The organism is Planococcus liqunii (assembly GCF_030413595.1).
Taxonomy (GTDB): Bacteria; Bacillota; Bacilli; order Bacillales_A; family Planococcaceae; genus Planococcus; species Planococcus liqunii.
This window is the reverse complement of record NZ_CP129238.1, coordinates 1,674,492-1,697,615: the sequence shown is the minus strand read 5'-3', so window position 1 is coordinate 1,697,615 and position 23,124 is coordinate 1,674,492. Positions and strand designations below refer to the sequence as shown.

The window sequence follows — 23,124 nt, the reverse complement described above, 5'->3', positions numbered from 1 at the left end:
AAGAAAACACATCCCGCTGGAATGTGTTTAAAGTTTTTCATGTGCCGCTTTAACGGTTTCTGCCACCTGTTCTGCCGAAAGAGGAGCGATTTCCTGCCCTTCAGCGGCAGACTGCAGATGGAACAGAAATTCAATATTGCCTTCTCCGCCGGTAATTGGCGAAAAAGACATGTTTTTCAAATGGAAGCCCGCATCGATGGCGAAGCCTGCCACTTTTGCCAGCACTTCTTTATGGGTTTTCGGATCACGCACAATGCCCTTTTTGCCGACAGATTCGCGCCCTGCTTCAAATTGCGGTTTTACCAAGGCAATGACATCGCCGCCCGGCACCAAAATGGTCTTAAGGACCGGCAAAATGATGCGGAGCGAAATAAAACTGACGTCAATCGTCGCAAATTCCGGCAGCCCTTCAGCAAAATCTTCCGGTTTGGAATGCCGGAAGTTGGTGCGTTCCATAACGGTAACGCGTTCATCCTGCCGAATTTTCCAAGCCAATTGATTATAGCCGACATCCAGCGCGTAACAATGCTTAGCGCCGTTTTGCAACGCACAGTCCGTAAATCCGCCGGTGGAAGAACCGATATCAAGCATCAGTTTGCCTTCGACGGACAAGTCGAACTCTGCCAATGCTTTCTCCAGTTTCAAGCCTCCACGGCTGACATATTTCAAGTCATTGCCTTTCATCTGAAGCGCTGCATCTTCGGCGATTTTTTCACCGGGCCGATCCATCCGTACTTCATTGGAATAGATGATGCCTGCCATAATTGCCCGTTTTGCTTTTTCGCGTGTTTCGCAAATTCCGCGCTCTACCAGCAGCACATCTACCCGTTCTTTTTTCGGTTTGTTCATAGCGCCGTCGTTTCCGCCTTCGTTTCCGGCTTCACACGCTTTTTAACCACACGCACAACTTCATCGCTGTTCAAATGGATTTCATCCATCAATTCGGCCACATCGCCGTGTTCGATAAACTGATCCGGAATGCCCAAGCGGTCAATGACCGCTCCTCGGTATTGGTTTTCTTCAGCGAACTCCAATACCGCACTGCCGAATCCGCCTTGCAGCACAGCTTCTTCAATTGTAACAATCGGGACATTGCGTTCGAAAATCTGGTGAAGCATGCTGATGTCCATCGGCTTGATAAAGCGGGCATTGACCACTTCGGCTTGTATGCCTTCCTCACGCAATTGTTCAGCTGCATGGAGCGCCATTGGAATCGTGGTTCCGAAAGTTAAAATGACCGCATCTGTACCTTCTTCCAGCACTTCCCATGAACCGATCGGCAATGCTTTCAGTTCCGCATCCATTGGAACGCCTAAACCGTTTCCGCGCGGATAGCGCAGGGCAATCGGTCCGCCGTTGTAATCAATCGCTGTTTGCACCATATGCTGGCCTTCGTTTTCATCTTTTGGCATCATGATGACCATGTTTGGCAAGTTCCGCAAAAACGCAACGTCAAAGACGCCTTGATGCGTCTCGCCGTCTGCTCCGACAAGCCCTGCCCGGTCAATGCCGATAAAGACATTCAAGTTCTGGCGGCAAATGTCGTGGACTACCTGATCATAAGCGCGCTGCAGGAACGTCGAGTAAATCGCCAAAAACGGTTTCATGTCCTGGGTTGCAAGGCCTGCTGCCATTGTCGCAGCATGCTGTTCTGCAATCCCGACATCGTAAAAACGGTCTGGGAACTCAGAAGCGAAGCCGACAAGTTTAGATCCGACCGGCATTGCCGGTGTAATGGCCACAATTCGTTCATCGGTGCGCGCCAATTTCCGGACAGTTTCCGCTACAAGTCCGCTCCAAGATGGTGCAGTTGATGAAGATTTCACCAAATCGCCGGTCTCCATTTTATAAGGGCCAGTTCCGTGCCAAGTGCCGACTGTATCCGTTTCAGCAGGCAAAAAGCCTTTCCCTTTTTTCGTGATGACGTGGAGCAGGACCGGGCCGCCGATTTTCTTGGCATACCGCAGGTTGTCTTCCAATTCTTCTAAATCGTGCCCGTCAATCGGCCCAAGATAGGTAAAACCAAGCTCTTCAAAAAACATGCCGGATACGACAAGGTATTTCAGGCTGTCTTTCACGCGTTCTGCCGTAGATGCCAGTTTTCCGCCGACTGCCGGAATTTTCTTCACCAAATACTCCAAATCGTCTTTGACTTTATTGTATTTGCCTGCTGTACGCATTCTGCCTAGCATGCTGTGCATCGCTCCAACGTTTGGCGCAATAGACATTTCGTTGTCATTCAAGATCACAATCATGTCGGTTTTTTCATGGCCGATGTGGTTAAGGGCTTCAAACGCCATACCGCCTGTAAGCGCACCGTCTCCGATGATCGGAATTACGTGGTTTTTCGCTTTTTTGATGTCGCGCGCCGCTGCCATGCCCATTGCCGCTGACAAAGAAGTCGAGCTATGGCCGGTTTCCCAGACATCGTGGTCGCTTTCGTTGCGTTTCGGGAAGCCGCACAAGCCTTTGAATTGGCGCAGCGTATCAAACTGGCTCGCTCTGCCCGTCAAAATTTTATGCACATAAGACTGATGCCCTACGTCCCAGATAAATTTATCGTCGGGGCTGTTAAATACCTTATGCAACGCAATTGTCAGTTCCACAACACCCAGGTTCGGTCCAATATGGCCGCCCGTCCGGGAAAGGTTTTCTATTAAAAATCGCCGAATATCTTCACTTAAACGAACGAGCTGTTTATTGTCCAGCTCTTTTAAGAAAGATGGACTAGTAATCGTATGCAGATCCATTCCATCACACACCTTTTTTAAATTTTTTCCATTAAATAGCCTGTTTCCATTATATCAATCTCTGCTCAATGTACAAATTCGAGAGCCGAAATTCAGTTTTTTCTTTTCACGATCAACGCTGTCAGTTCTTCCAGAAGCCCTTTTTCCACGCCCAATGCCTGAATGGCTTGAAGCGCTTCGGCAGCATGATAATCCAGTTTTTCTTTTGCTTTCGGCAAAGTCAACAAGCTCGGATATGTGCTTTTTTCGCTCGATTCGTCTTTGCCTGCAGTTTTGCCCAGTTCCTGCGATGTTCCTGTGACGTCCAATATATCGTCCTGGATTTGGAATGCGAGGCCCAAATGTTCGCCGAACCGGCTGAGTGCCAGCATTTCTTCGGGAGTGGCTTTTCCGAGAATGGCTCCTGCGAGGATGCTGTAAGTCAGCAATGCCCCCGTTTTTAAGCGGTGCACTTGTTCAAGTTCCTCAAGCGTCAATTTCTTTTCTTCGCCTTCGATGTCGAGCACTTGCCCGCCCACCATTCCTTCTGCCCCTGCAGAAACGCTCATCAAATCGATCAATTGGATTTTGTCGTCGCTCGAGACATGCTGCAGCCTCGCCACTACACCAAAGCTGTAAGTGATTAAAGCATCACCTGCTAAAATCGCTATAGCTTCGCCGAACACTTTATGGTTGGTCGGCATGCCGCGCCGCAAGTCATCATTGTCCATGCTTGGCAGATCATCGTGGATCAGCGAATACGTATGGATCATTTCAATGGCCGCAGCCACTTTCAGTGCTTCCGGATGCTCTCCGCCCAGTTCGTGGAGAACGGCCAACAGTAAAATGGGCCGGATTCTTTTTCCGCCCGCCTGCAAGGAGTAGTGCATGGACTCTTTCAATGAAGCCGGAATAGACAGGGCGTCAATCAAATCCGCCAGTTCTTTTTGGATCAGCGGCTCATAATAAGCTCGGAATTGGGTTAAGTTCATTTCGTAGTACCTTCCGTTTCTATGTCAACCGACACTTCTTTGCCGTCCTTCATCATGGTCACCAGTTGTTTTTCCGCACTTTGCAGCTTGTCATGGCAAACTTTTGAAAGCTCCATTCCTTTTTGGTATAAAGTCAGCGCTTCTTCGAGCGGCACATCGCCTTGCTCCAGTTGACGCACAATTTCTTCAAGTTGTTCCATCGCTTGGTTAAACATGATTTCTTTTTCAGCCATCTTTGTTTTCTCCTTTGCTTGTTAAAATGCGTTCTGTGACAGTCGCCGCCAATTTTCCGTCTTTCATTGAAATGGTCAGACTTTCGCCTTCTTCAACCTGGCTGACACTTTTGATGACTTGCCCGCCTTTGTATGAAATTGAATAGCCGCGGTCCATAATTTTCAATGGGCTTAGGGCATCAAGTGTCCGCATAGCAGAAGACAGCTGCTGGGTACGGTTTTGCAAAGATTGGCCCATCAGGCTGTCTAGCCTTCTTTGCAGATGATCCAGTTCGCTTGCGGATTGCTTGATCAAATTTTCCGGGCTTCTGCCCGCCAATTGTCTGTCCAGGTAAGCATGCTGCTCTCTTGAGCGCCTGTAAGTCTGGATCACTTCACGCTGCAAGGAATCCGTTGCCCGTTCGACCCGCTCGATAAACGGGCGGTATAAACGGTCTGGATAAGCAAACGGCATCGATGAAGTCAGACGGTTAAGCGCCGTTTTTTCTTTTGCGATCGTATTGGAAGCCATCCGGTACATGCCGGTGCGGTAGCTCAGCAGCCGTTCGAGCAATTCGGCTTTGCTTGGCACCGCCAATTCCGCTGCAGCCGTCGGAGTTGCTGCCCGAAGATCTGCAACAAAATCGGCAATCGTCGTATCGGTCTCATGGCCAACTGCCGAAATGATCGGAATGCGCGACTGGAAAATCGCCCGCGCTACAGCTTCGTCGTTAAACGCCCACAAGTCTTCAATCGAACCGCCGCCACGCCCGACAATCATGACGTCGTAATCCGCTTTATTGGCTGCCTGGATGGATTGGACAATCGACTGGATGGCCTGCGCCCCTTGCACCAAAGTCGGGTATATCACAATTTTCGCCAGCGGATACCGCCGGTTAAGCGTGATGCAGATATCGCGCACCGCGGCCCCTGTGGGCGCTGTAACGACAGCGATTCTTTCTGGAAAACGCGGGAAAGGCTTTTTATGTACAGCATTAAACAGGCCTTCTTTTGCCAGCTTTTCTTTCAGCTGCTCAAAAGCCAGGTAATAGTCCCCGATGCCATCTGCCTGCATTGATTGGGCATACAGCTGGTATTGGCCGGAAGCTTCATAGACGGTGACATCACCACGGATCAGCACAGTCATTCCACTTTCCGGTTTGAACTTCACGGTCCGGGCATTGGCCGCAAACATGACAGCCGGCAGCCGGGATGAATTATCTTTCAATGTGAAATAAATATGTCCGCTCGTATGGATTTTCACATTTGATAATTCCCCTTTGACGTAGACATCACGCAAATGGGGATCCGCATCAAATTTCTTTTTTATGTATTTGGTTAATGCCTTTACGGATAAATACGGGTCGCTCGACAAGATTTCAACCCCAATCTTAGAAATTAAAAAGCTGTCTTTCTTTCGAAAAACAGCTTCTTTTTTATTCATTTTACATCGTTTCAGCGCTTTTGTCTTTCTGAAGCCCATTTTCAGCCGATTGGACCGTGTTTTCCATCAGCATCGCAATGGTCATCGGGCCAACGCCTCCAGGAACCGGGGTAAGGAAAGAAGCGGTTTCGGATACATCCGCAAAATCGACATCTCCGCATAATTTTCCATTTTCATCCCGGTTCATGCCAACATCGATAACGACTGCACCCGGTTTAATGAAGCTTTGGTCAATTAATTTGGCTCTGCCGATTGCAGAAACCAGAATATCCGCTTGTCTCGTAAAAGAAGCCAAATCGGCTGTTTTGGAATGGCAGTAGGTAACTGTCGCATCTTTCTGAAGCATCAATTGCCCGACCGGTTTGCCGACAATATTGCTGCGGCCGATGACAACGGTATGTTTTCCGGCTGGATTGATATCGTAATGTTCGAGAAGTTTCATGATGCCGTGCGGTGTGCAAGGCAAGAAAGCTTCTTTGCCGATCATCATATTGCCGACTGAAATCGGATGGAAGCCGTCTACGTCTTTTGCCGGATCGATGGCCAAAATCACTTTGAATTCATCAATCTGCGCCGGCAGCGGCAGCTGCACCAGGATTCCATGGATATTAGAATCGTTATTCAATTCTTCAATGGTCGAAAGCAGTTCCGCTTCTGTCAAGGTATCCGGAAATTGATGCAAATCCGAACGCATGCCCAGGGCTTCACATGTTTTCTTTTTGTTTTTGACATATGTATGGGAAGCGGAGTCTTCGCCGACCAGCACTACTGCCAGACCGGGAATAACTCCTTGTTCTTTCAATCGTTCCACGCGCGTTTTTACTTGCTCTTTGATTTTTTGGCTTACTGCTCTACCGTCTATTGTTGTCGCAGTCACTGTAGTTCCTCCAATTCAATTTGCTAGTTCGTCTGTGAATTTCGATAATACCCCGTTGACAAAGCGGCTTGACTTGTCGTCTCCAAACGTTTTGCTGAGTTCAATCGCTTCGTTCATAACGACGCTGGCCGGTGCATCTTCCATATAAGCCAATTCAAAAACTGCCATGCGCAAGATGGTCCGTTCCACTTTCGGCAGGCGTTCAAGCGTCCAGTGCTCCAAGTGCCCTTTTAGCCTTTCGTCGATTGCCTCCATGTTGGTATGCGTCCCCTGGACAAGCAAATCATAAAAATTATCGCGTTCCAGTCCCATTACGTGCTCGGTGGCTTCTGCAATCGTTAGTTCCGTTCCATCCACTTGAAATAAAGTCTGGAGCGCCTTTTCGCGTGCTTCATGTCGTTTCATAATAATATCCGGTCTCCTTTTCACACTAATTATCCCCCATTATACAGGTAATGCACCCGAACTTCCATGTTTGAAATGTTTCGATAATTATCGGAAGGCGCAATGTTAGCGTGGTTTTTCATCGGCAAGTTTCCAAAACGGAATTCTGCAAAAAGAAAGCACTGTCCGCCAAGCCGATTATCAGGCTTGGTGGACAGCGCATGCTTTTGTTTTCGTTTAGCCCAATCCGTGTAAAGCGCGCTTTACTCTTCGGTCTGCTGGGTTTCGAATTGAACACCGGTAATATGGACGTTGACTTCCTGCGTTTGAAGAGACGTCATATTTTCCAGGGTCTGCCTTACTTGTTCCTGCAGCTTCAAAGCGGTTTGCGGAATCGAAACGCCGTATTTCACGACACAATAGATGTCAATCATCAATCCTTCTTCTGTCAGATCGGTCTTGACGCCTTTGCCATGAATTTTCTTTCCAAGGCGTTCTGCTACACCGGAAGCAAAGTTGCCCTGCATGCTGGCCACGCCTTCGATATCAGTCGCCGCTATGCTGGCGATGATTTCCAGCACTTCCGGCGCCACTTCGATATTCCCTAAATGCTGTTTGCCGCTTGCTTTCATTTGCAAATAAGGGGCTGTTTTTTCTGCCATGATGAGTTCCTCCCTTAGGATCCTAGAACGTCGTACTTTTCAAGGAATTTCGTATTGAAGTCCCCTGATTTAAACACTTCATGATCCATCAGTTTCAAGTGGAACGGAATGGTCGTATGAACGCCTTCGACAACAAATTCATCGAGTGCGCGTTTCATTTTGGCGACCGCTTCCTCACGCGTATCCGCAAAAGTGATCAGCTTCGCTACCATCGAATCATAGTAAGGCGGAATGCTGTAGCCTGGATACATCGCAGAATCCACGCGTACACCAAGGCCGCCCGGCGGCAAGTACATCGTCACTTTCCCTGCAGACGGCATAAAGTTTTTCGCTGGATTTTCTGCATTGATGCGGCATTCGATCGACCAGCCTTTGAACGTGATGTCTTCTTGTCCGAACGCCAAGGTTTCGCCTGAAGCCACTTTCAATTGCTGCTGAATCAAGTCAATGCCTGTAATCATTTCGGTCACCGGGTGTTCCACCTGGATACGTGTGTTCATTTCCATGAAATAAAACTTCTGGTTAACTGCATCGAAAATGAATTCGACCGTTCCGGCGCCGCGGTAGTCAACAGCCAAAGCCGCTTTTACAGCTGCGTCGCCCATTTCCGCACGGAGTTCCGGAGATAATGCCGGAGACGGCGCTTCTTCTACCAGTTTTTGCATCCGGCGCTGAATCGAACAGTCGCGCTCGCCCAAATGGACGGCATTGCCGTACGAGTCAGCCAGCACTTGAATTTCAATATGGCGAAAATCTTCAATGAACTTTTCAATATAGACGCCTGGATTGCCGAAAGCCGCCGCTGCTTCTTTTTGTGTCATCCGAAGCCCCGTAATAAAATCATCGCGGTCGCGCGCCACGCGGATGCCTTTGCCTCCGCCGCCTGCTGTAGCTTTGATGATGACTGGGAAACCGATTTCTTCAGCAATTTCAAGGCCTTCTTTTTCACTGCCGACGATGCCGGTAGAGCCGGGCACAACCGGTACGCCTGCGAGGCGCATCGTTTCCCGTGCTACGTCTTTAGTTCCCATTTTGGAAATCGCAGCAGAAGTAGGCCCGATAAACATGATGTCACATTCTTCGCAGAGCTCCGCAAAACTTGCATTTTCCGCCAAAAAGCCATAGCCCGGATGGATGCCGTCGCAGTTGGTCAATTTCGCTACGGAAATAATGTTAGAGAAGTTCAAATAGCTGTCTTTAGATAGTTTGGGTCCGATGCAGTATGCTTCATCCGCCAATTCTACGTGAAGCGCTTCTTTGTCCGCTTCTGAATATACCGCTACCGTTTCGATATCCATTTCTTTGCAGGCACGGATAATCCGTACAGCGATTTCACCGCGGTTTGCAATTAACACTTTTTTCATAGCTTTCTCCTCCTCAGTTAGCTTTTACGAGGAAAAGAGGCTGACCGTATTCAACTAGCTGGCCATCTTTTACAAGAATTTCAGCAATTTCCCCATCCACTTCCGCTTCGATTTCGTTGAACAGCTTCATCGCTTCTACGATGCAGACCACTTGATCAGCAGAAACTTTCGATCCTGGCTGAACATATGCCGCTTCTTCCGGTGAGGGTGATTGGTAAAACGTGCCGACCATCGGCGATAAGATCTTATGTAGATTTTCATCTTGCTGGGCTGGAATTTCAGGAGTCTCCTCTGAAATCAGTTCTTCCGGTTTTGCAGCTGGAGCTGGCGTTGAAGCCGGTGCCGGCGCTGTTGGTGCTGCTGCAGGTGCCGATTGGGCTGGTGCTGCTGATTGTGGCGCCGCATTTGTTTCGCCGCTGTTTTTCTTCAGCTTCACTTTTGTACCTTCGGATTCGTAGGTGAACTCATCGATTGATGAATTATCCACCAGTTTAATAATTTCTCTGATTTCTTGGATTTTCATTTTGTTCTACTCCCCTTTATGTATGGTGTATGCATCTACTCCATTTTAGACTTTTTCCTGACAAAATGAAATAGCCATTCGGCAATTGGAAAAGCGGCCTCTTTTGAAGAGGCCACTTTTTTAACCAACTTCAGTGCACGAGCTTACTGTGCGCGTGAAACGTAAGAAGAATCGGTTGTGTTGATGATCAGTTTGTCGCCTACATTGATGAAGAAAGGCACTTGGACAATAAGGCCAGTCGACAAAGTAGCCGGTTTTGAGCCGCCGCTTGCCGTATCTCCCTTGATGCCTGGGTCTGTTTCTGCAACTTCAAGCACCACTGAATTCGGAAGTTCAACGCCGAGCACTTCGCCTTGGAATTGGATGACTTGGACTTCCATGTTTTCCTGAAGGAACTTCAATTCATACTCAATGCTTTTCTCGGGCAACTCGATTTGGTCATATGTTTCGGTATCCATGAATGCATGAGTATCCCCATTTGCGTATAAATACTGCATTTTCCGGTTGTCGATTTGGGCTTTCGCCACTTTTTCGCCGGCACGGAACGTTTTCTCGTTGACGTTGCCTGAACGCAAATTGCGCAATTTCGTGCGGACAAAAGCTGCGCCTTTTCCTGGCTTCACGTGCTGGAATTCCATTACGCGCCAGATGTCGCCATCCACTTCAATTGTTACACCTGTTTTAAAATCGTTTACTGAAATCATGTAAGTTCCTCCGTTTGTTATAAAATGCGTAGCTCTTTCGTGGAGTGAGTTAATCGTTCATTTCCTGACTCAGTTATCAGTATATCATCTTCGATGCGAACTCCGCCAATTCCCGGAAGATATATTCCCGGTTCCACGGTTACAGCCATTCCTGGCTCTAGAACTGTCTGCGATTTAAATGATAACCCAGGTGCTTCATGCACTTCAAGTCCGATGCCATGCCCCGTTGAATGGCCGAATGCTTCGCCATAGCCTTTTGATTTGATGTAGTCGCGTGCTATGGCATCTGCTTCGATGCCCGTCATGCCCGGCCCGATTTTTTCAACACCCAAAACTTGCGCATCCAAGACCACTTGATAAATTTCCTTCAGTTTATCGGAAGGTTCTCCAACCGCCACCGTGCGCGTGATATCCGAAATGTAGCCGTTGTACAGAGCACCATAGTCCAGCGTAATGAAATCACCGCTTTCGATCTTTTTCTCCGTGGCTACGCCGTGCGGCAAAGCGGATCGAAGGCCCGATGCGACAATCGTATCGAATGAAGAAGAGGTGGCTCCTTGCTTTCTCATGAAGAATTCAAGTTCGTTCGAAATTTCCAGTTCGGTCTGGCCGACTTTGATGAATTTGCAGATATGTTCAAAAGCATCATCTGCAATTTTTGCTGCCGCCTTCAAAATATTTACTTCTTCCGAAGTTTTGATCATCCGGATTTTTTCAATCAAGCCGCTGACCGGTTGTAATTCCGCTTCGATTTTGGCCTCATAATCCAGAAATGCTGCATAGGTCACGTAATCTTTTTCAAAAGCCAGGGATTTCACGGCAAGGTTTTTCACCAGTTCTGCTGCTTCTTCCAATAAATTCGTTTTGGCCTGCACGACGTCGAACTCTTTGACTTGTTCCCCAGCTTGTTCCGTGTAGCGGAAATCGGTGATGAAATATGCTTTGTGCTGGGTGACGAGAGCCAGTCCGGCGGTACCGGTGAATTCAGTTATGTAGCGAAGATTGTACTGGCTTGTAATCAACAACGCCTCGATTTGCTGTTGTTCCATTTCCTTGCGCAATTTTTGTAATTTCAATGGAGTCATCCTCTCGCTTGTTTTAATAGCAGTGCGTGCAACGCCAGCTTATAAACGTCCTGGCCGAACCCGGTAATCTGTCCGGCCGCTACCGGAGCGATAAACGAATGCTGGCGGAATTCTTCGCGTTTGTAGACATTTGAAATATGTACTTCAATGATTGGAATCTGAACGGCGGCAATGGCATCACGGATGGCGACGCTGGTATGGGTATAGGCGCCGGCATTCAAGACAATTCCTTCCGTCCCGTCGTCAGCCGCCATGTGGATCCAGTCGATCAATTCGCCTTCATGGTTCGACTGCATGCACATCAAGTTGATGCCGTTATTCTCCGCAAATTCCATCAAGTCTGCTTCGAGCTCATCGAGCGTAAAGGTGCCATATGCTTCTTTCTCGCGTTTCCCGAGGCGATTCAAGTTCGGCCCATTCAAACACAAAACTTTCATTTCCCCACTCCTTCCCTTTGCAGTCTTCATTATTTTACCATACCGCTTAAATTAAGAGAGCAAATATTTCATTAATGGCTGTTTGCGTTTGTTGTTTTGCTTCTTTTGTTTTTATCTGAACTTACCCTTATGTAGCTTTATACATTTATTAAAAAAATGGGCTTTTTCATAATAAATTTTGAGTCGAACCTGTTACCGGATGCTGAAATCGAACTAACTGTAGCGCCTTTCAGTTTTTCCCATAAAAAAAACGCGGCGGCCGAAGCCGTCGCGTTTTCTAGATTATTAAAAAGCACATGCCCTTATTTCTCAAACAATCTATAGTTAAAGTATTCTAATGTCCAGACTCCAGCTCCCAGATTCTCGGGTCATAAGCCGCTCTGGCGCCGCGGCTTAAATCACGCCGCTACGCCTGAGCGTCTTATCCCTGTCGAATCTATACGGTCGCTTACGCTTTTCTTATTATAATCCGCATTTCAGTTGAGCGTTGCAGTTGGTGCAAGTGTTGCAGCCGCCCATTTCTTCAACTGTCCCTTTGCGGCAAACCGGGCATGTGTCGCCCACTTCAGAGCCGATGGTGACATTTGTCGAACGCAGATCCTGAATGGTATCAATAAGGACGATTGGCCGTTTTCCTTTGACTTCTTCCGGATGGCTTTCTTCAAACGTATTTTCTTCCGCTTTCAGCGTCAATACCTGTGAATCACGGCTGCCGTCGACATAAACTGTGCCGCCTTTTGCTCCGCCTTTGTACAAGCGCTCGTAGACGCCTTGCACTTGCTCGACTGTATAGCCGCGCGGTGCGTTGACCGTTTTCGAAATGGATGAATCGATCCAGCGCTGGATAATGCACTGCACATCCGCATGCGCTTCAGGAGCCAAGTCCATTGAAGTGACAAAAGCTTTTGGCAAGTTTTCTTCATCCGCTTCCGGATTATTTTTCAAGTACTCGCGCACGATGTCGGCTTTCACTTCGATGAATTTGCCGAGACGCCCGCTGCGGTAGTAAGTGAAGGAATAATAAGGTTCAAGGCCGGTCGATACGCCAACCATAGTACCGGTTGATCCAGTCGGAGCAACTGTCAATAAATGCGAGTTGCGGATGCCGTTTTCCAGGATTCTTTCCCGGACTTCTTCCGGCATGCCTTGCATAAAGCCGGTTTCCGTGAATGCTTTCCGAAGCGCTGCTGTTTCTTCGTCGGTATTGCCGACTAGGAATGGGAAGCTTCCGCGTTCCACTGCAAGCTCCGTCGACTGCTCGTAGGCTGCCACAGCGATGGTCTTGAAGATTTCATCGACCAATTCGTTGCCTTCAGGCGAACCGTATTCTTTGTCGCAGTAAATGAGAAGATCCGCAAGGCCCATAACCCCAAGTCCGACACGGCGCTCACCTAAAGCCTGCACACGGTTTTCTTCAAGGAAGTAAGGAGTCGCATCAATCACATTGTCCTGCATGCGGACACCGACGCGCACTGTTTCTTTCAATGCTTCAAAATCCACTTGCTTAGTTGACGGGTCGGCAAATTGCGCCAAGTTGACTGCTGCCAAGTTACAAACGGAATAAGGCGCAAGCGGCTGCTCACCGCAAGGGTTTGTCGCAACAACTTTTTGGCCGTATGCTTTCGCGTTTGTTTTTTCGTTGGCATTATCGATGAAGAAAATGCCGGGTTCTGCTGAGTAAGTCGCACAAACATTAATCAAATTCCACAGTTCACGAGCTTTCATCGTACGGTAAGTGCGGACTTTATGGCCTAATCTTTCCCATTCGCGCACATCGCCTACTTCATGCCATTGCTCGTTGTAGACGGCCATTTCTTCTTTTGAGTACGACTCAACAGCCGGGAAGCGCAAATCGAAATCTGCATCTTCTTCCACCGCTTTCATGAAATCATCCGTCAAGGTCACGGAAATATTGGCGCCTGTCAGGAACTCTTCGTTATGGACGGAATACGTGCCGCCATCGCGCAGCTTCGTTTCAGCGTCGCGCATGATTTTTTCATTGAATCCACCCATCCCCGGAATCGCCCGGTAGTTCAGGATGCCTTGGTACATGGCTTCTTCCTGTTCTGTCAGCGGCTTAAATTTCAATTTATTGTGCGCAAGTTTTTTAATCGTTTCATCTTCCGAGTTCTCGATCAGGAAACGGAGGATGCGGGGATTCTGCATTTTTGAAATGATGAATTCCGCAATATCCGGGTGCCAGTCGGCAAGCATGATCATTTGGGCGCCGCGGCGCGAACCGCCCTGCTCTACCAAGTGAGTCAATTTTGCAATGTCGTCGAGCCATGAAACCGAACCGGAAGATTTTCCGTTGACGCCCCGCGCCAATGTGTTGCGCGGACGCAGCGTCGAACCGTTTGTTCCGACTCCGCCGCCTCGAGACATGATTTCCATTACTTGTTTGCGGTGATCCGAAATTCCTTCGCGTGAATCCGCCACAAACGGCATTACGTAACAGTTGAAATACGTTACATCCGTATCTGCTCCTGCTCCGTATAGAACGCGCCCAGCTGGAATGAACTTCAATCCGACCAATTGCTGGTAGAATTTCTCGAACCATTCCTGGCGTTTTTCCGGAGTCGTTTCAACAGATGCCAGACCCGTTGCGTTGCGTTTTGCGATTTGCTCGTAATAGACTTCGAGCGGCTTTTCAATGACATCCAACGTACGGTTGACGATTCCGCTTTCCTGTTCGCTTTCCTTGTCGATCGCACTGCGGTAATCTTCTTCGATCCAGATTTTTGCAGTGTTTGCGGCTTTATCGATTGAAACGATATAGCCAAGGCCGCGAGCCGGGAATTTCGGATCTTCTTTGACGGTCAAGACGACGAAGTCGCCGGCTTTAAGCGTCTTTTTCTCCGTATCTTTGAATGAATACCGGTCGATCATGACGAGGCGGGATACCCCTTTATGTGTAATTTTCATGTCAGGAGTAATCGCATGCACTTGCGGAAACGCTTGAATGTCGGTGTTTAAAGAATGTGGATCTAATGTGTATTGAGTTTGTGTAACAGAAACCATTTGACAATTCCTCCTTCGTATTATATGGAGTCAAACACTATATATAGTATTACTACATTTCCCATGATACTAGATGTTGAAACTCTTTGGAATAACAAAATTTTGCGCTGGAATTATTTCCAATTGAAAATCCACTTGCAGCAAGCTTTTCCATTGGACCCAGAATTCAAAATGAGCCAAAAGACTCCTTAATTCCGAAAATTCCATACATCGTTGCCGTACTTTTTCTCTTCTATGGATTTAACATATGCAAGCTGTTCCTCATTCAATATGTAAGGATGGAGATGGATCGATAAAGCCTCTTCAAAGCCGGCCTTAAAAGCATCGACGCATTCTTCAATGGTTGCAGGATGTTCCCGGAGCGAATTGATCGCCACCGCTTTTTCCGGAATTTTGCGGCGCATGGCCTCTTCGGATTCGGGACTCGAAAATTTAAAGACAGACAGCAATTTTTCAGCATCCAGGTCCAGTAAGATGGCTCCGTGCTGCAGGATGACCCCTTTTTGCCGGGTCTGCGCGCTTCCCGCCACTTTTTTTCCTTCAACGACCATTTCATACCAGCTCGGTGCATCAAAGCAGACCGCACTTTTCGGCTTTTTTAAATCCGCCCGTTTTTCGTCGGTATCGGGCACTGAAAAATACGCATCCAGCCCCAGGTTTTTGAATCCTTGCAGCAGCCCGCCGCTGATGACGCGGTAAGCTTCTGTCACCGTCTCCGGCATTTCCGGGTAATCTTCCGATACAATGACGCTGTATGTCAGTTCATGCTCATGAAGCACTCCCCTTCCACCGGTCGGTCGGCGAACAAAACCGAGCCCGAGCGCTGAAACCTGATCCATATCAATTTCTTTTTCCACTCGCTGAAAATAGCCGATCGACAAAGTGGCCGGATTCCATCCGTAGAAACGGATCACCGGCGGAATCAGCCCTTCGCTGTGCCAGTCCAATAACGCTTCATCCATTGCCATATTGAAAGCGGGGCTGTTTTGCCCCGAGTTTATGAAATACCAATCTGCAAATTTCACAAGATCGCCTCCTAAATCCAATAATTAGTGTAACATTGGCATTGAATAACCGTCACTCCTTCTTTTATAATAAAAGGAGAATAGAAAGGGGCAAGAACATTGGATTTTCTGTATATCATCTTAGGCGTTCTGCTGATAGCAATCATCTTCGGACTGATTTCCTATTTCCGAATTAAAAAAGCTGTCACAAATCTAACACAAGAACAATTTATCGAAGGCTACCGCAAAGCTCAGCTGATCGATGTACGCGAACCGAAAGAGTTTGCCGGCGGGCACATCCTGGGCGCGCGCAACATTCCTCAATCCCAATTGCGCCAGCGCTATAAAGAAATCCGTTCCGACAAACCGGTCTACTTGTATGACCAAAACGGTGCACGCAGCGGCCGGGTCGCGTTATTCCTGAAGAAAAAAGGCTATAACCAATTGTATCAATTGCAAGGCGGTTTCAAGCAATGGACCGGCAAAGTTAAATCCAAATGATGCACCCATAAAGTCTTTCCAAACCGGAAAGACTTTTTTTCTACCCAAACAGGCGATTCGATTCTTTAGAAAAGAGGAAAACCATGACAAAACCGACAATTTTATTCCCGCACAACCACGCAATCCGTGAAACCTTGCCGCATTACGCGGATATCGCTGCTGTATCCGGCCGAATCTTCTCCCAGCTCAACGAACGTTCCGCTGGCGCCTGGATGCACATCGACATCGCTGAAACGATTACGCAACTCCACACGTACCTTCTAGATATGATGGAAAACGGCCAGCTAACCTACGAAACTTTGTCTTATGTTTACGAGGCGCGTCCGATGGGCAAAATCGGCAATGTGCCGGATGATTTGCACAGCGGCAATTTAAAGATCCAGGAGACATTTGACAACCGGCTGATCTATTTTCCCGCCCACGAAGTCGCGCTGACGCAATTGCCCTTCTATACGACGGCCGACAACAGCTGGCCGGAATTTCAATGCTACGCCAAATCCATCGACGGCGCGTTCCGCTTCCTTGAAGACTTGAACGAAATGCTGCGCCAGGCATTGATGAACAATATCACATTCCTAGTCGATACGGAAGAAGGGGTTAGAAGGCGCAACTACGGCGAGATGGCAATTGTCTCGCGCGCCGATGTCATGCTTGAAGCCGGTGTGAAACAGGACATTTTCCGTTCGATTGATGAGTTTTTCCGCGACGGCGGCCAGTTCTTTAAAGACTACGGCGTGCCGTTCAAACGCGGCATCCTGCTGTACGGCTCTCCCGGCAACGGCAAGACAACGCTCGTGAAATCCATCACCGGCTCTACAGAAGCGCCTGTCGTCTACTGGCAGATTACAGAGTATACGAACAGCTACACCGTCCAGGAAGTGTTTGGGATCGTCTCCAGGCTCGCTCCGGCTATTCTCGTGATTGAAGACATCGATTCGATGCCGGAGTTCACCCGCTCGGTTTTCCTGAACACGCTAGACGGCACCCAATCGCGCGAAGGCTTGTTCATTATCGGTACGACCAATTACCCGGAACGGATCGACCCGGCGCTGATCAACCGCGCCGGACGCTTTGACCGCGCTTATGAAATCCCATCGCCCGACAAAAAGCTGCGCAAGCAGTATTTACGGAAACTCGACATCAAATCTATTTTTTCGGAAGACGAAATCGATGACATGGCGAAATTGACAAAAGGCTTGTCCATTTCACAGCTGAACGAGCTATATATGAGTTCTGCACTCAATTGGCATTACGACGGCGACTCTGGCTATGCCAAACGCATACAGGAACTCCAGAAACAGAACAAACGCACCGAACGCAATGATTGGGAAGATCCGGAATCGACGATCGGTTTTTAATGCCATGGAACAGAAAAAAGCCCGCTTGAAAGGTTTATCCTTTCAAGCGGGCTTTTTGAATTTATTCGGCTTTCGTGTAGCGCAGAACCGGCTTGCGGGCCGCCTGCGTTTCATCCAAGCGTTTGATTACGGTTGTGTGTGGAGCATTCTGGACGATTTCCGGATTTTCTTCCACTTCTTTCGCAATCTGGATCATTGCATCGATGAACGCATCAAGCGTTTCTTTCGATTCTGTTTCGGTCGGCTCAATCATCATGCCTTCTTCCACGTTCAACGGGAAGTAGATTGTCGGCGGATGGTAGCCGAAGTCAAGCAGGCGTTTCGCCATATCCAATGTACGCACGCCCAGTTTTTTCTGGCGGCGCCCACTTAACACAAACTCGTGTTTGCAGTGGCGGTCATACGGCAAATCGAAATGAGGCGCCAGTTTGCGCATCATGTAGTTGGCATTCAGCACTGCGTATTCGGTTACCGCTTTCAAGCCGTCCGGCCCCATTGAGCGGATATACGTATAGGCACGGACGTTGATGCCGAAGTTGCCGTAGAATGGTTTGACGCGTCCGATTGATTCCGGGCGGTTGTAATCGAATGTCAAGCCTTCTCCGGATTTCACCAATACCGGCTTCGGCAAATATGGAATCAAGTCTTTTTTCACGCCGACAGGGCCTGAACCCGGTCCGCCGCCGCCGTGGGGGCCGGTGAAGGTTTTGTGCAAGTTCAAGTGGACAACGTCAAAGCCCATGTCGCCAGGGCGCGCTTTTGACATGACGGCATTCAAGTTCGCGCCGTCATAATACAATTTGCCGCCTACTTCGTGGATGATAGCAGCCATTTCCAGGATCTGTTCTTCAAACAAGCCGAGCGTATTCGGGTTGGTCAGCATCAAGGCCGCTGTATCTTCCCCGACAACGCGCTTCAAATCTTCAAGATCGACCAAGCCGTGTTCATTTGATTTCACTGTAACGGTTTCAAAACCGGCTACTGTTGCCGATGCCGGGTTGGTGCCGTGTGCGGAATCCGGAACGATCACTTTGGTGCGGTTCATGTCGCCTCTCGATTCGTGGTAAGCGCGGATCATCATCAAACCTGTCCACTCGCCATGAGCGCCGGCAGCCGGCTGAAGCGTCACTTCGTCCATGCCTGTGATTTCTTTCAAGTGTTCCTGCAAGTCGAACAATAATTCCATCGCGCCTTGGACAGTCGATTCTTCCTGCAGCGGGTGAATATTTGCAAACCCAGGGAAGCGGGCAACGGTTTCGTTGATTTTCGGGTTGTATTTCATTGTACAAGAACCCAACGGATAAAATCCGGAATCTACGCCGTGGTTGCGTTTTGATAAGGCCGTATAATGGCGCATGATGTCCAGTTCCGACACTTCCGGAAGCTCTGCTGCTTCTTCTCGGATCAAGCCTTGCGGCAGAACGTCTTTCAAATCGATTTCCGGAACTTCAAGATCCGGCAGGCTGTAGCCGATGCGGCCTTCTTTCGTCATTTCAAAAATGAGCGGTTGGTTGTCTTTATGCATGAGTAGCCCCCATTTCCTGCACTGCTGCAGCAACTACCTGCACAAATGCATCGATTTCTTCTTTCGTACGCTGTTCGGTTACTGCAACGAGCATATGCCCTTCCAGCTCGTCGTAGCTGCGGCCAAGATCGTATCCGCCAATGATGGCTTTTTCAAGCAAAGCGGCATTGATTTCTTTCACAGGAACTTTCGTTTTGACAACAATTTCGTTGAAATGGGCGCCGTCAAAGGCAATTTCGAATCCGGCATTTTTCAACTGCTGTTTCATATAGTAGGTTTTGGTGATGTTTTGCACCGCCATCTGCTTCGTGCCGACTTTACCGAGCGCTGTCATGGCAACGGAAGCAGCCAGTGCGTTCAATGCCTGGTTCGAACAAATATTGGAAGTCGCTTTATCGCGGCGGATATGCTGTTCGCGCGCCTGCAAGGTCAATACAAAGCCGCGGCGCCCGTCTTCATCCGTCGTTTCACCGACCAGACGTCCAGGAACTTTTCGCATCAATTTCTTTGTCACAGCGAAGTATCCGCAATGCGGCCCGCCGAATGCTTCGGCAATTCCGAACGGCTGTGCATCGCCGACCGTAATATCTGCACCCAATTTTCCAGGAGGCGTCAATGCACCAAGCGCCAATGGATTGGCCGATACAACAAACAGCGCACCTGCTTCGTGGATAACCGGTTCAAACACGGACAAATCTTCCACTTGGCCGAAGAAGTTCGGGTATTGGATCATAACCGCTGCCACATTATCGTCAATCAGGTTTTTCAATGCTTCAATATCGGTATGGCCGTCTTTCAAAGGAATTTCTTCCACTTCAATTGATTGGCCTAATGCATATGAACGTACGACTGCGCGCGATTCCGGGTGGACGGCACGGGAAACCAGGATTTTCTTGCGGCGCGTATGCCCGGCAGTCAGCATGCCTGCTTCTGCAAGCGCTGTTCCGCCGTCATACATGGAAGAGTTGGCAAGATCCATGCCGGTCAATTCGCTGATCATCGTCTGGAATTCAAAAATCGCCTGCAATTCACCTTGCGAAATTTCCGGCTGATACGGCGTATAAGCTGTATAGAACTCAGAACGCGAAATCACATGATCCACAATAATCGGTTTGTAGTGGTCGTAAACGCCTGCACCAAGAAACGAAGCGAAACGATTGGAATCGGCATTTTTTGCCGCCAATTGAGCCAGCTCTTTTGTCAAAGAAGATTCGGATTTTGCTGCTTTAATATTGTATTCGCCTTTAAAACGGACTTTTTCAGGAATGTCCGCAAACAATTCATCGATCGATTGGATTCCGATTGTGTCCAGCATGTCTTTTTCGTCTTGAGACGTCATTGGTAAATATCGATGTTTCATGGAGTGCTGTCCCCTTTTCAAATGAAATTATTTTGAACGTTTGTAAAACGGTGTTTCGACTGTTGTCGCTTTAAGGCGTTTGTTGCGGATTTCAATTTCCAGTTCCACACCAAGTTCGGCAAAGTCAGCAGCAACCAAAGCCAATCCGATGTTTTTCTTCAAGCTTGGTGACTGGGTGCCAGTGGTCACTTCCCCGATTTTTTCACCGTTTGCAAAAACCGCATAGCCATGGCGAGGAATTCCTTTGTCGATCATTTCGATGCCGACCAATTTGCGCGGTACGCCGTTTTCTTTTTGTTCAGCGAGTGCAGCTTTTCCGATGAAATCCGATTCTTTCTTCAATTTCACCACAAAGTTGATGCCGGCTTCGAGCGGTGTAATATCTTTCGACAATTCCTGTCCGTATAGTGCCAGGCATGCTTCAAAGCGCAATGTGTCCCGTGCGCCTAATCCGCATGGAACCACGCCGTCTGCCTGTCCTTCAGCAAGGATCTGATCCCAAAGCGCAACCACTGCATCCGGGCTTGCGTAAATTTCAAAACCGTCTTCTCCTGTATAACCGGTCCGGGAAATGATGGCCGTCTGCCCGCCGACTTGGACATCGGTTTTAAAACGGAACGCTTTGATTTGCGATAAATCTTCATCTGTCAAACGCTGCAATACGGATTGGGCAAGCGGTCCTTGAAGCGCCAATAGCCCGTATTGGTCCGACTGGTTGTCGAGTTTCACGTCGCCGGATACAGCTTTTTGCATCCATTCAAAATCTTTCTCGATATTGGATGCATTGACAACCAGCAAGTAATGGGCATCACTGATTTTGTAAATCAGCAAATCGTCCACTGTACCGCCGTCTTCATAGCACATTGCCGTGTACTGGGCTTGGCCATCCTGAATTTTGGAAACGTCATTGGTCACCAGGCGCTGCAAAAATTCCAGGCTGCCGGAGCCCGTCACCAGGATTTCTCCCATATGCGAAACATCAAAAAGGCCGGCCTTCGTTCTGACCGCTTCGTGCTCTTCTTTGATGCTCGAAAACTGGACCGGAAGTTCCCAGCCGCCAAAATCTATCGTCTTTCCGCCGTACTTTGCGTATGCCTCAAAAAGAGGGGTGCGCTGCAATTGCCCTGTCATTTCGCCCATTCATCTTCCTCCTCAGATAATCAAATTCCACAAAAAAAGACAGAGATTCCCCTATAGAATAGGGAAATCTCTGTCCTGGAACCTGAAAGTTTACCTTTACGGCTTTCCTCTTTGGTAGCTGCAAAGCAGCATTCTCCAGAGATGCGTCCTGCACGAGTCTTTTTGCCTGAGAGATTCATAACTATCGTTATTTGCTCCTTCGGCGACGCTTTCGCGTTCTCTCCCCGTGCGCTCATCCGCCCAAATCATAACATTTGGTCCAAACCGTTATACAGAATAGTATAACTTTGACTATATCCTAACATTGATTAGGCGGAAGCGCAAACAATTTTCTGCAGAGCATAAAAAGACGAACGATAAATAAATATAAACATTTATTGTTCGCCTTTTAAGCGATTCACTTGAAAAGCGGCATATTGTGTAATTTGCCGCAAGGTGCGGAATTCTGTACGGATGGTGATATGGGCTGCTGCCTTGTAATGGCGGTAGCGCGATTTGAACAAAGCTTCGATTTCTTCACGTGTCGAGTTGCGGACAATCGGCCGGTTCACATCATTGTGGATCCGTCGCCAAATCTCCCGAAAAGGCGCATCCAAAAACAGCACCAAACCGGTTTCGCGCATAATTTTCCGGTTTTCTTCACGCAGCGCTACCCCGCCGCCAGTTGAAACGATGCAATTGTCATGGCTGTGATTTTTCAAAAACTGTGTTTCGAGGTTCCGAAAATATTCTTCTCCATGCTGCTCGAAAATTTCCGGAATCGTCATGCCGGTTTGGCGGACAATCTCCTTATCCATATCGTAAAAAGGAAGTTTCAATAAAAAACTGAGCCTTCTGCCCACCGCACTTTTGCCGCAGCCCATAAATCCGACTAAATATATTCTTTTCATCTTTCTACCCGATACTCCCCTACTGCTCCGGCGTTTTCTGCGTTTTAATTTCCATTAGTAGTTGTATCGTAGCATGTCTATGCATATTTTCCAATCCATCATATGTTTTGTACTGGACCGAATAGATTGAGAGGCCGTGGGACAGCAGGATGAGCGCCGATAGAAAAAAGACGAGCGTGCCGGGGTATAATGCGCCTTTGTCGGACTTAAGGAGGTGTAACCACATAGTCAACCTCCTCGATCGCGCCGTTTGAGAATTCTGCAAGGACGGTTAATTTTTGGCCATCCAGCTCAAATCGGCAGTTTTTGATGCGCGTCAGCATAATTTCATGGCCTTGCCTGAACTTCTGCTTGCGCACCGAATGTTCATACAGCTCGATATCGTATTCCACGCTTTGCTGAACCGTGCGGATCCCCCCTCCGTTATTGATGATTTCGACTGAATCGCTTCCCGCCAGATAGCTTTGCAATTCCACACTGAACAACTGCCATTCCACGCGTTTGGCCTCGGCCTCTTTTGAGAAGGACAGCATAAATCCGAAAAACAGCACGACAATCGGCAAAAAAATCATCAAAATCGACAGCTCCAACAGCGAATTTAAGAGTACAAAGCCTTTTTCATCACAGGTTTTTATTCGATGCATATCGTTTTTTCTACTTGCTTGTAATTTTCATAGTGCACACACAGCTGCTCCGCCATTTCCCAGCGGTAAACCACTCCGCCGGCCCGCCTTTCACCGGCCGCATTCCCAAGTGCACGAAATTCTTTGGCGCCTTCATGGAGCGTCTCAAAGGCAATCATGCGTTCTTTCTTTATATGGAGCGACTGCTGCAATTGCTGCATTACCGGCAGCAACGTGCCGAACAGCATAAAGAGCATCAAGAGGCTTAACATGGTTTCGGCCCAGGAAT

At 48.4% G+C, this 23,124-nt stretch carries 23 protein-coding genes and 1 riboswitch; of the genes, 2 read left to right on the top strand and 21 right to left on the bottom strand.

All coding sequences use genetic code 11. The annotated features are described in order from the left end of the window. Positions 1-27 precede the first annotated feature (27 nt). From QWY22_RS08585 to QWY22_RS08515, 15 genes are all read right to left on the bottom strand, one after another. Complete coding sequence (locus tag QWY22_RS08585) at positions 28-849, bottom strand: TlyA family RNA methyltransferase (protein WP_300983995.1); 822 nt, start codon at positions 847-849, stop codon at positions 28-30. Then, positions 846-2,750: a 1-deoxy-D-xylulose-5-phosphate synthase gene (gene dxs / locus QWY22_RS08580; protein ID WP_300983993.1), complete on the bottom strand. Its 1,905-nt coding sequence runs from the start codon at positions 2,748-2,750 to the stop codon at positions 846-848. The genes QWY22_RS08585 and dxs overlap by 4 nt, the downstream gene beginning before the upstream one ends. Positions 2,751-2,842: 92 nt before the next feature. Then, positions 2,843-3,721 (bottom strand): polyprenyl synthetase family protein, encoded by an 879-nt coding sequence (locus tag QWY22_RS08575; RefSeq protein ID WP_300983991.1) that lies wholly within the window; start codon positions 3,719-3,721, stop codon positions 2,843-2,845. Continuing rightward, on the bottom strand, positions 3,718-3,954 hold the full coding sequence (xseB, locus tag QWY22_RS08570; RefSeq protein WP_300983990.1) for an exodeoxyribonuclease VII small subunit: 237 nt from the start codon (positions 3,952-3,954) through the stop codon (positions 3,718-3,720). The genes QWY22_RS08575 and xseB overlap by 4 nt, the downstream gene beginning before the upstream one ends. Next, complete coding sequence (gene xseA, locus QWY22_RS08565) at positions 3,947-5,308, bottom strand: exodeoxyribonuclease VII large subunit (RefSeq protein ID WP_300984360.1); 1,362 nt, start codon at positions 5,306-5,308, stop codon at positions 3,947-3,949. The genes xseB and xseA overlap by 8 nt, the downstream gene beginning before the upstream one ends. Before the next feature lie 70 nt (positions 5,309-5,378). Continuing rightward, the gene (gene folD / locus QWY22_RS08560) at positions 5,379-6,254 is read right to left on the bottom strand and encodes a bifunctional methylenetetrahydrofolate dehydrogenase/methenyltetrahydrofolate cyclohydrolase FolD (RefSeq protein WP_300983989.1); all 876 of its coding nucleotides are present in this window, start codon (positions 6,252-6,254) and stop codon (positions 5,379-5,381) included. 15 nt (positions 6,255-6,269) lie between these two features. Further along, positions 6,270-6,659, bottom strand: a complete 390-nt coding sequence (nusB, locus tag QWY22_RS08555) for a transcription antitermination factor NusB (RefSeq protein ID WP_300983988.1) — start codon at positions 6,657-6,659, stop codon at positions 6,270-6,272. Between the two features lie 242 nt (positions 6,660-6,901). Then, positions 6,902-7,300, bottom strand: coding sequence for an Asp23/Gls24 family envelope stress response protein (locus tag QWY22_RS08550; protein WP_036809269.1), 399 nt, complete (start codon positions 7,298-7,300; stop codon positions 6,902-6,904). Between the two features lie 14 nt (positions 7,301-7,314). Beyond that, positions 7,315-8,664: an acetyl-CoA carboxylase biotin carboxylase subunit gene (accC, locus tag QWY22_RS08545; protein ID WP_300983987.1), complete on the bottom strand. Its 1,350-nt coding sequence runs from the start codon at positions 8,662-8,664 to the stop codon at positions 7,315-7,317. A gap of 13 nt (positions 8,665-8,677) precedes the next feature. Further along, entirely contained in the window at positions 8,678-9,187 is a 510-nt protein-coding gene (gene accB / locus QWY22_RS08540) for an acetyl-CoA carboxylase biotin carboxyl carrier protein (protein WP_300983985.1), read from the bottom strand. Between the two features lie 143 nt (positions 9,188-9,330). Beyond that, positions 9,331-9,891 (bottom strand): elongation factor P, encoded by a 561-nt coding sequence (efp, locus tag QWY22_RS08535; RefSeq protein WP_036809277.1) that lies wholly within the window; start codon positions 9,889-9,891, stop codon positions 9,331-9,333. Between the two features lie 17 nt (positions 9,892-9,908). After that, the gene (locus QWY22_RS08530; RefSeq protein ID WP_300983984.1) at positions 9,909-10,976 is read right to left on the bottom strand and encodes a M24 family metallopeptidase; all 1,068 of its coding nucleotides are present in this window, start codon (positions 10,974-10,976) and stop codon (positions 9,909-9,911) included. Beyond that, the gene (aroQ, locus tag QWY22_RS08525; RefSeq protein ID WP_300983983.1) at positions 10,973-11,413 is read right to left on the bottom strand and encodes a type II 3-dehydroquinate dehydratase; all 441 of its coding nucleotides are present in this window, start codon (positions 11,411-11,413) and stop codon (positions 10,973-10,975) included. Before aroQ ends, QWY22_RS08530 begins: the two co-directional genes overlap by 4 nt. A 462-nt stretch (positions 11,414-11,875) precedes the next feature. After that, entirely contained in the window at positions 11,876-14,434 is a 2,559-nt protein-coding gene (locus QWY22_RS08520) for a vitamin B12-dependent ribonucleotide reductase (protein ID WP_300983981.1), read from the bottom strand. Positions 14,435-14,622: 188 nt separating this feature from the next. Further along, on the bottom strand, positions 14,623-15,402 hold the full coding sequence (locus QWY22_RS08515) for a lipoate--protein ligase family protein (protein WP_300984359.1): 780 nt from the start codon (positions 15,400-15,402) through the stop codon (positions 14,623-14,625). Positions 15,403-15,558: 156 nt separating this feature from the next. On the opposite strand from QWY22_RS08515, the gene QWY22_RS08510 reads away from it, so the two are divergent. After that, positions 15,559-15,939, top strand: a complete 381-nt coding sequence (locus QWY22_RS08510) for a rhodanese-like domain-containing protein (protein ID WP_036809291.1) — start codon at positions 15,559-15,561, stop codon at positions 15,937-15,939. 83 nt (positions 15,940-16,022) lie between these two features. Beyond that, the gene (locus tag QWY22_RS08505; protein ID WP_300983980.1) at positions 16,023-17,297 is read left to right on the top strand and encodes an AAA family ATPase; all 1,275 of its coding nucleotides are present in this window, start codon (positions 16,023-16,025) and stop codon (positions 17,295-17,297) included. Positions 17,298-17,358: 61 nt separating this feature from the next. Here the strand turns inward: QWY22_RS08505 and gcvPB are convergent, their stop codons facing one another. The 6 genes from gcvPB to QWY22_RS08475 all read right to left on the bottom strand — a co-directional run bounded on the left by gcvPB (position 17,359) and on the right by QWY22_RS08475 (position 23,107). Next, positions 17,359-18,822, bottom strand: a complete 1,464-nt coding sequence (gene gcvPB, locus QWY22_RS08500; protein WP_300983979.1) for an aminomethyl-transferring glycine dehydrogenase subunit GcvPB — start codon at positions 18,820-18,822, stop codon at positions 17,359-17,361. Continuing rightward, entirely contained in the window at positions 18,815-20,182 is a 1,368-nt protein-coding gene (gene gcvPA, locus QWY22_RS08495) for an aminomethyl-transferring glycine dehydrogenase subunit GcvPA (RefSeq protein ID WP_300983977.1), read from the bottom strand. The genes gcvPB and gcvPA overlap by 8 nt, the downstream gene beginning before the upstream one ends. Positions 20,183-20,209: 27 nt before the next feature. Continuing rightward, on the bottom strand, positions 20,210-21,313 hold the full coding sequence (gene gcvT, locus QWY22_RS08490; protein WP_300984358.1) for a glycine cleavage system aminomethyltransferase GcvT: 1,104 nt from the start codon (positions 21,311-21,313) through the stop codon (positions 20,210-20,212). A 153-nt stretch (positions 21,314-21,466) separates the two neighbouring features. After that, positions 21,467-21,558, bottom strand: a riboswitch (glycine riboswitch). 138 nt (positions 21,559-21,696) lie between these two features. Next, positions 21,697-22,212: a shikimate kinase gene (locus tag QWY22_RS08485; RefSeq protein ID WP_300983976.1), complete on the bottom strand. Its 516-nt coding sequence runs from the start codon at positions 22,210-22,212 to the stop codon at positions 21,697-21,699. 206 nt (positions 22,213-22,418) lie between these two features. Continuing rightward, positions 22,419-22,856: a competence type IV pilus minor pilin ComGF gene (gene comGF, locus QWY22_RS08480; RefSeq protein WP_300983975.1), complete on the bottom strand. Its 438-nt coding sequence runs from the start codon at positions 22,854-22,856 to the stop codon at positions 22,419-22,421. Beyond that, positions 22,844-23,107 carry a hypothetical protein gene (locus tag QWY22_RS08475; protein ID WP_300983974.1) on the bottom strand — a complete coding sequence of 88 codons (264 nt, stop codon included), beginning with the start codon at positions 23,105-23,107 and terminating at the stop codon, positions 22,844-22,846. The genes comGF and QWY22_RS08475 overlap by 13 nt, the downstream gene beginning before the upstream one ends. Between the last annotated feature and the right edge of the window lie 17 nt (positions 23,108-23,124).

What these genes read in the sequence shown, in the direction of transcription:
- accC (WP_300983987.1), bottom strand. Translation starts at nt 8,664, where the DNA reads ATGAAAAAAGTGTTAATTGCAAACCGCGGTGAAATCGCTGTACGGATT.
- QWY22_RS08520 (WP_300983981.1), bottom strand. Translation starts at nt 14,434, where the DNA reads ATGGTTTCTGTTACACAAACTCAATACACATTAGATCCACATTCTTTA.
- QWY22_RS08575 (WP_300983991.1), bottom strand. Translation starts at nt 3,721, where the DNA reads ATGAACTTAACCCAATTCCGAGCTTATTATGAGCCGCTGATCCAAAAA.
- QWY22_RS08550 (WP_036809269.1), bottom strand. Translation starts at nt 7,300, where the DNA reads ATGGCAGAAAAAACAGCCCCTTATTTGCAAATGAAAGCAAGCGGCAAA.
- efp (WP_036809277.1), bottom strand. Translation starts at nt 9,891, where the DNA reads ATGATTTCAGTAAACGATTTTAAAACAGGTGTAACAATTGAAGTGGAT.
- xseB (WP_300983990.1), bottom strand. Translation starts at nt 3,954, where the DNA reads ATGGCTGAAAAAGAAATCATGTTTAACCAAGCGATGGAACAACTTGAA.
- QWY22_RS08475 (WP_300983974.1), bottom strand. Translation starts at nt 23,107, where the DNA reads ATGTTAAGCCTCTTGATGCTCTTTATGCTGTTCGGCACGTTGCTGCCG.
- comGF (WP_300983975.1), bottom strand. Translation starts at nt 22,856, where the DNA reads ATGCATCGAATAAAAACCTGTGATGAAAAAGGCTTTGTACTCTTAAAT.
- QWY22_RS08485 (WP_300983976.1), bottom strand. Translation starts at nt 22,212, where the DNA reads ATGAAAAGAATATATTTAGTCGGATTTATGGGCTGCGGCAAAAGTGCG.
- gcvT (WP_300984358.1), bottom strand. Translation starts at nt 21,313, where the DNA reads ATGACAGGGCAATTGCAGCGCACCCCTCTTTTTGAGGCATACGCAAAG.
- QWY22_RS08530 (WP_300983984.1), bottom strand. Translation starts at nt 10,976, where the DNA reads ATGACTCCATTGAAATTACAAAAATTGCGCAAGGAAATGGAACAACAG.
- QWY22_RS08585 (WP_300983995.1), bottom strand. Translation starts at nt 849, where the DNA reads ATGAACAAACCGAAAAAAGAACGGGTAGATGTGCTGCTGGTAGAGCGC.
- gcvPA (WP_300983977.1), bottom strand. Translation starts at nt 20,182, where the DNA reads ATGAAACATCGATATTTACCAATGACGTCTCAAGACGAAAAAGACATG.
- QWY22_RS08515 (WP_300984359.1), bottom strand. Translation starts at nt 15,402, where the DNA reads ATGGCAATGGATGAAGCGTTATTGGACTGGCACAGCGAAGGGCTGATT.
- accB (WP_300983985.1), bottom strand. Translation starts at nt 9,187, where the DNA reads ATGAAAATCCAAGAAATCAGAGAAATTATTAAACTGGTGGATAATTCA.
- gcvPB (WP_300983979.1), bottom strand. Translation starts at nt 18,822, where the DNA reads ATGCATAAAGACAACCAACCGCTCATTTTTGAAATGACGAAAGAAGGC.
- QWY22_RS08505 (WP_300983980.1), top strand. Translation starts at nt 16,023, where the DNA reads ATGACAAAACCGACAATTTTATTCCCGCACAACCACGCAATCCGTGAA.
- aroQ (WP_300983983.1), bottom strand. Translation starts at nt 11,413, where the DNA reads ATGAAAGTTTTGTGTTTGAATGGGCCGAACTTGAATCGCCTCGGGAAA.
- nusB (WP_300983988.1), bottom strand. Translation starts at nt 6,659, where the DNA reads ATGAAACGACATGAAGCACGCGAAAAGGCGCTCCAGACTTTATTTCAA.
- dxs (WP_300983993.1), bottom strand. Translation starts at nt 2,750, where the DNA reads ATGGATCTGCATACGATTACTAGTCCATCTTTCTTAAAAGAGCTGGAC.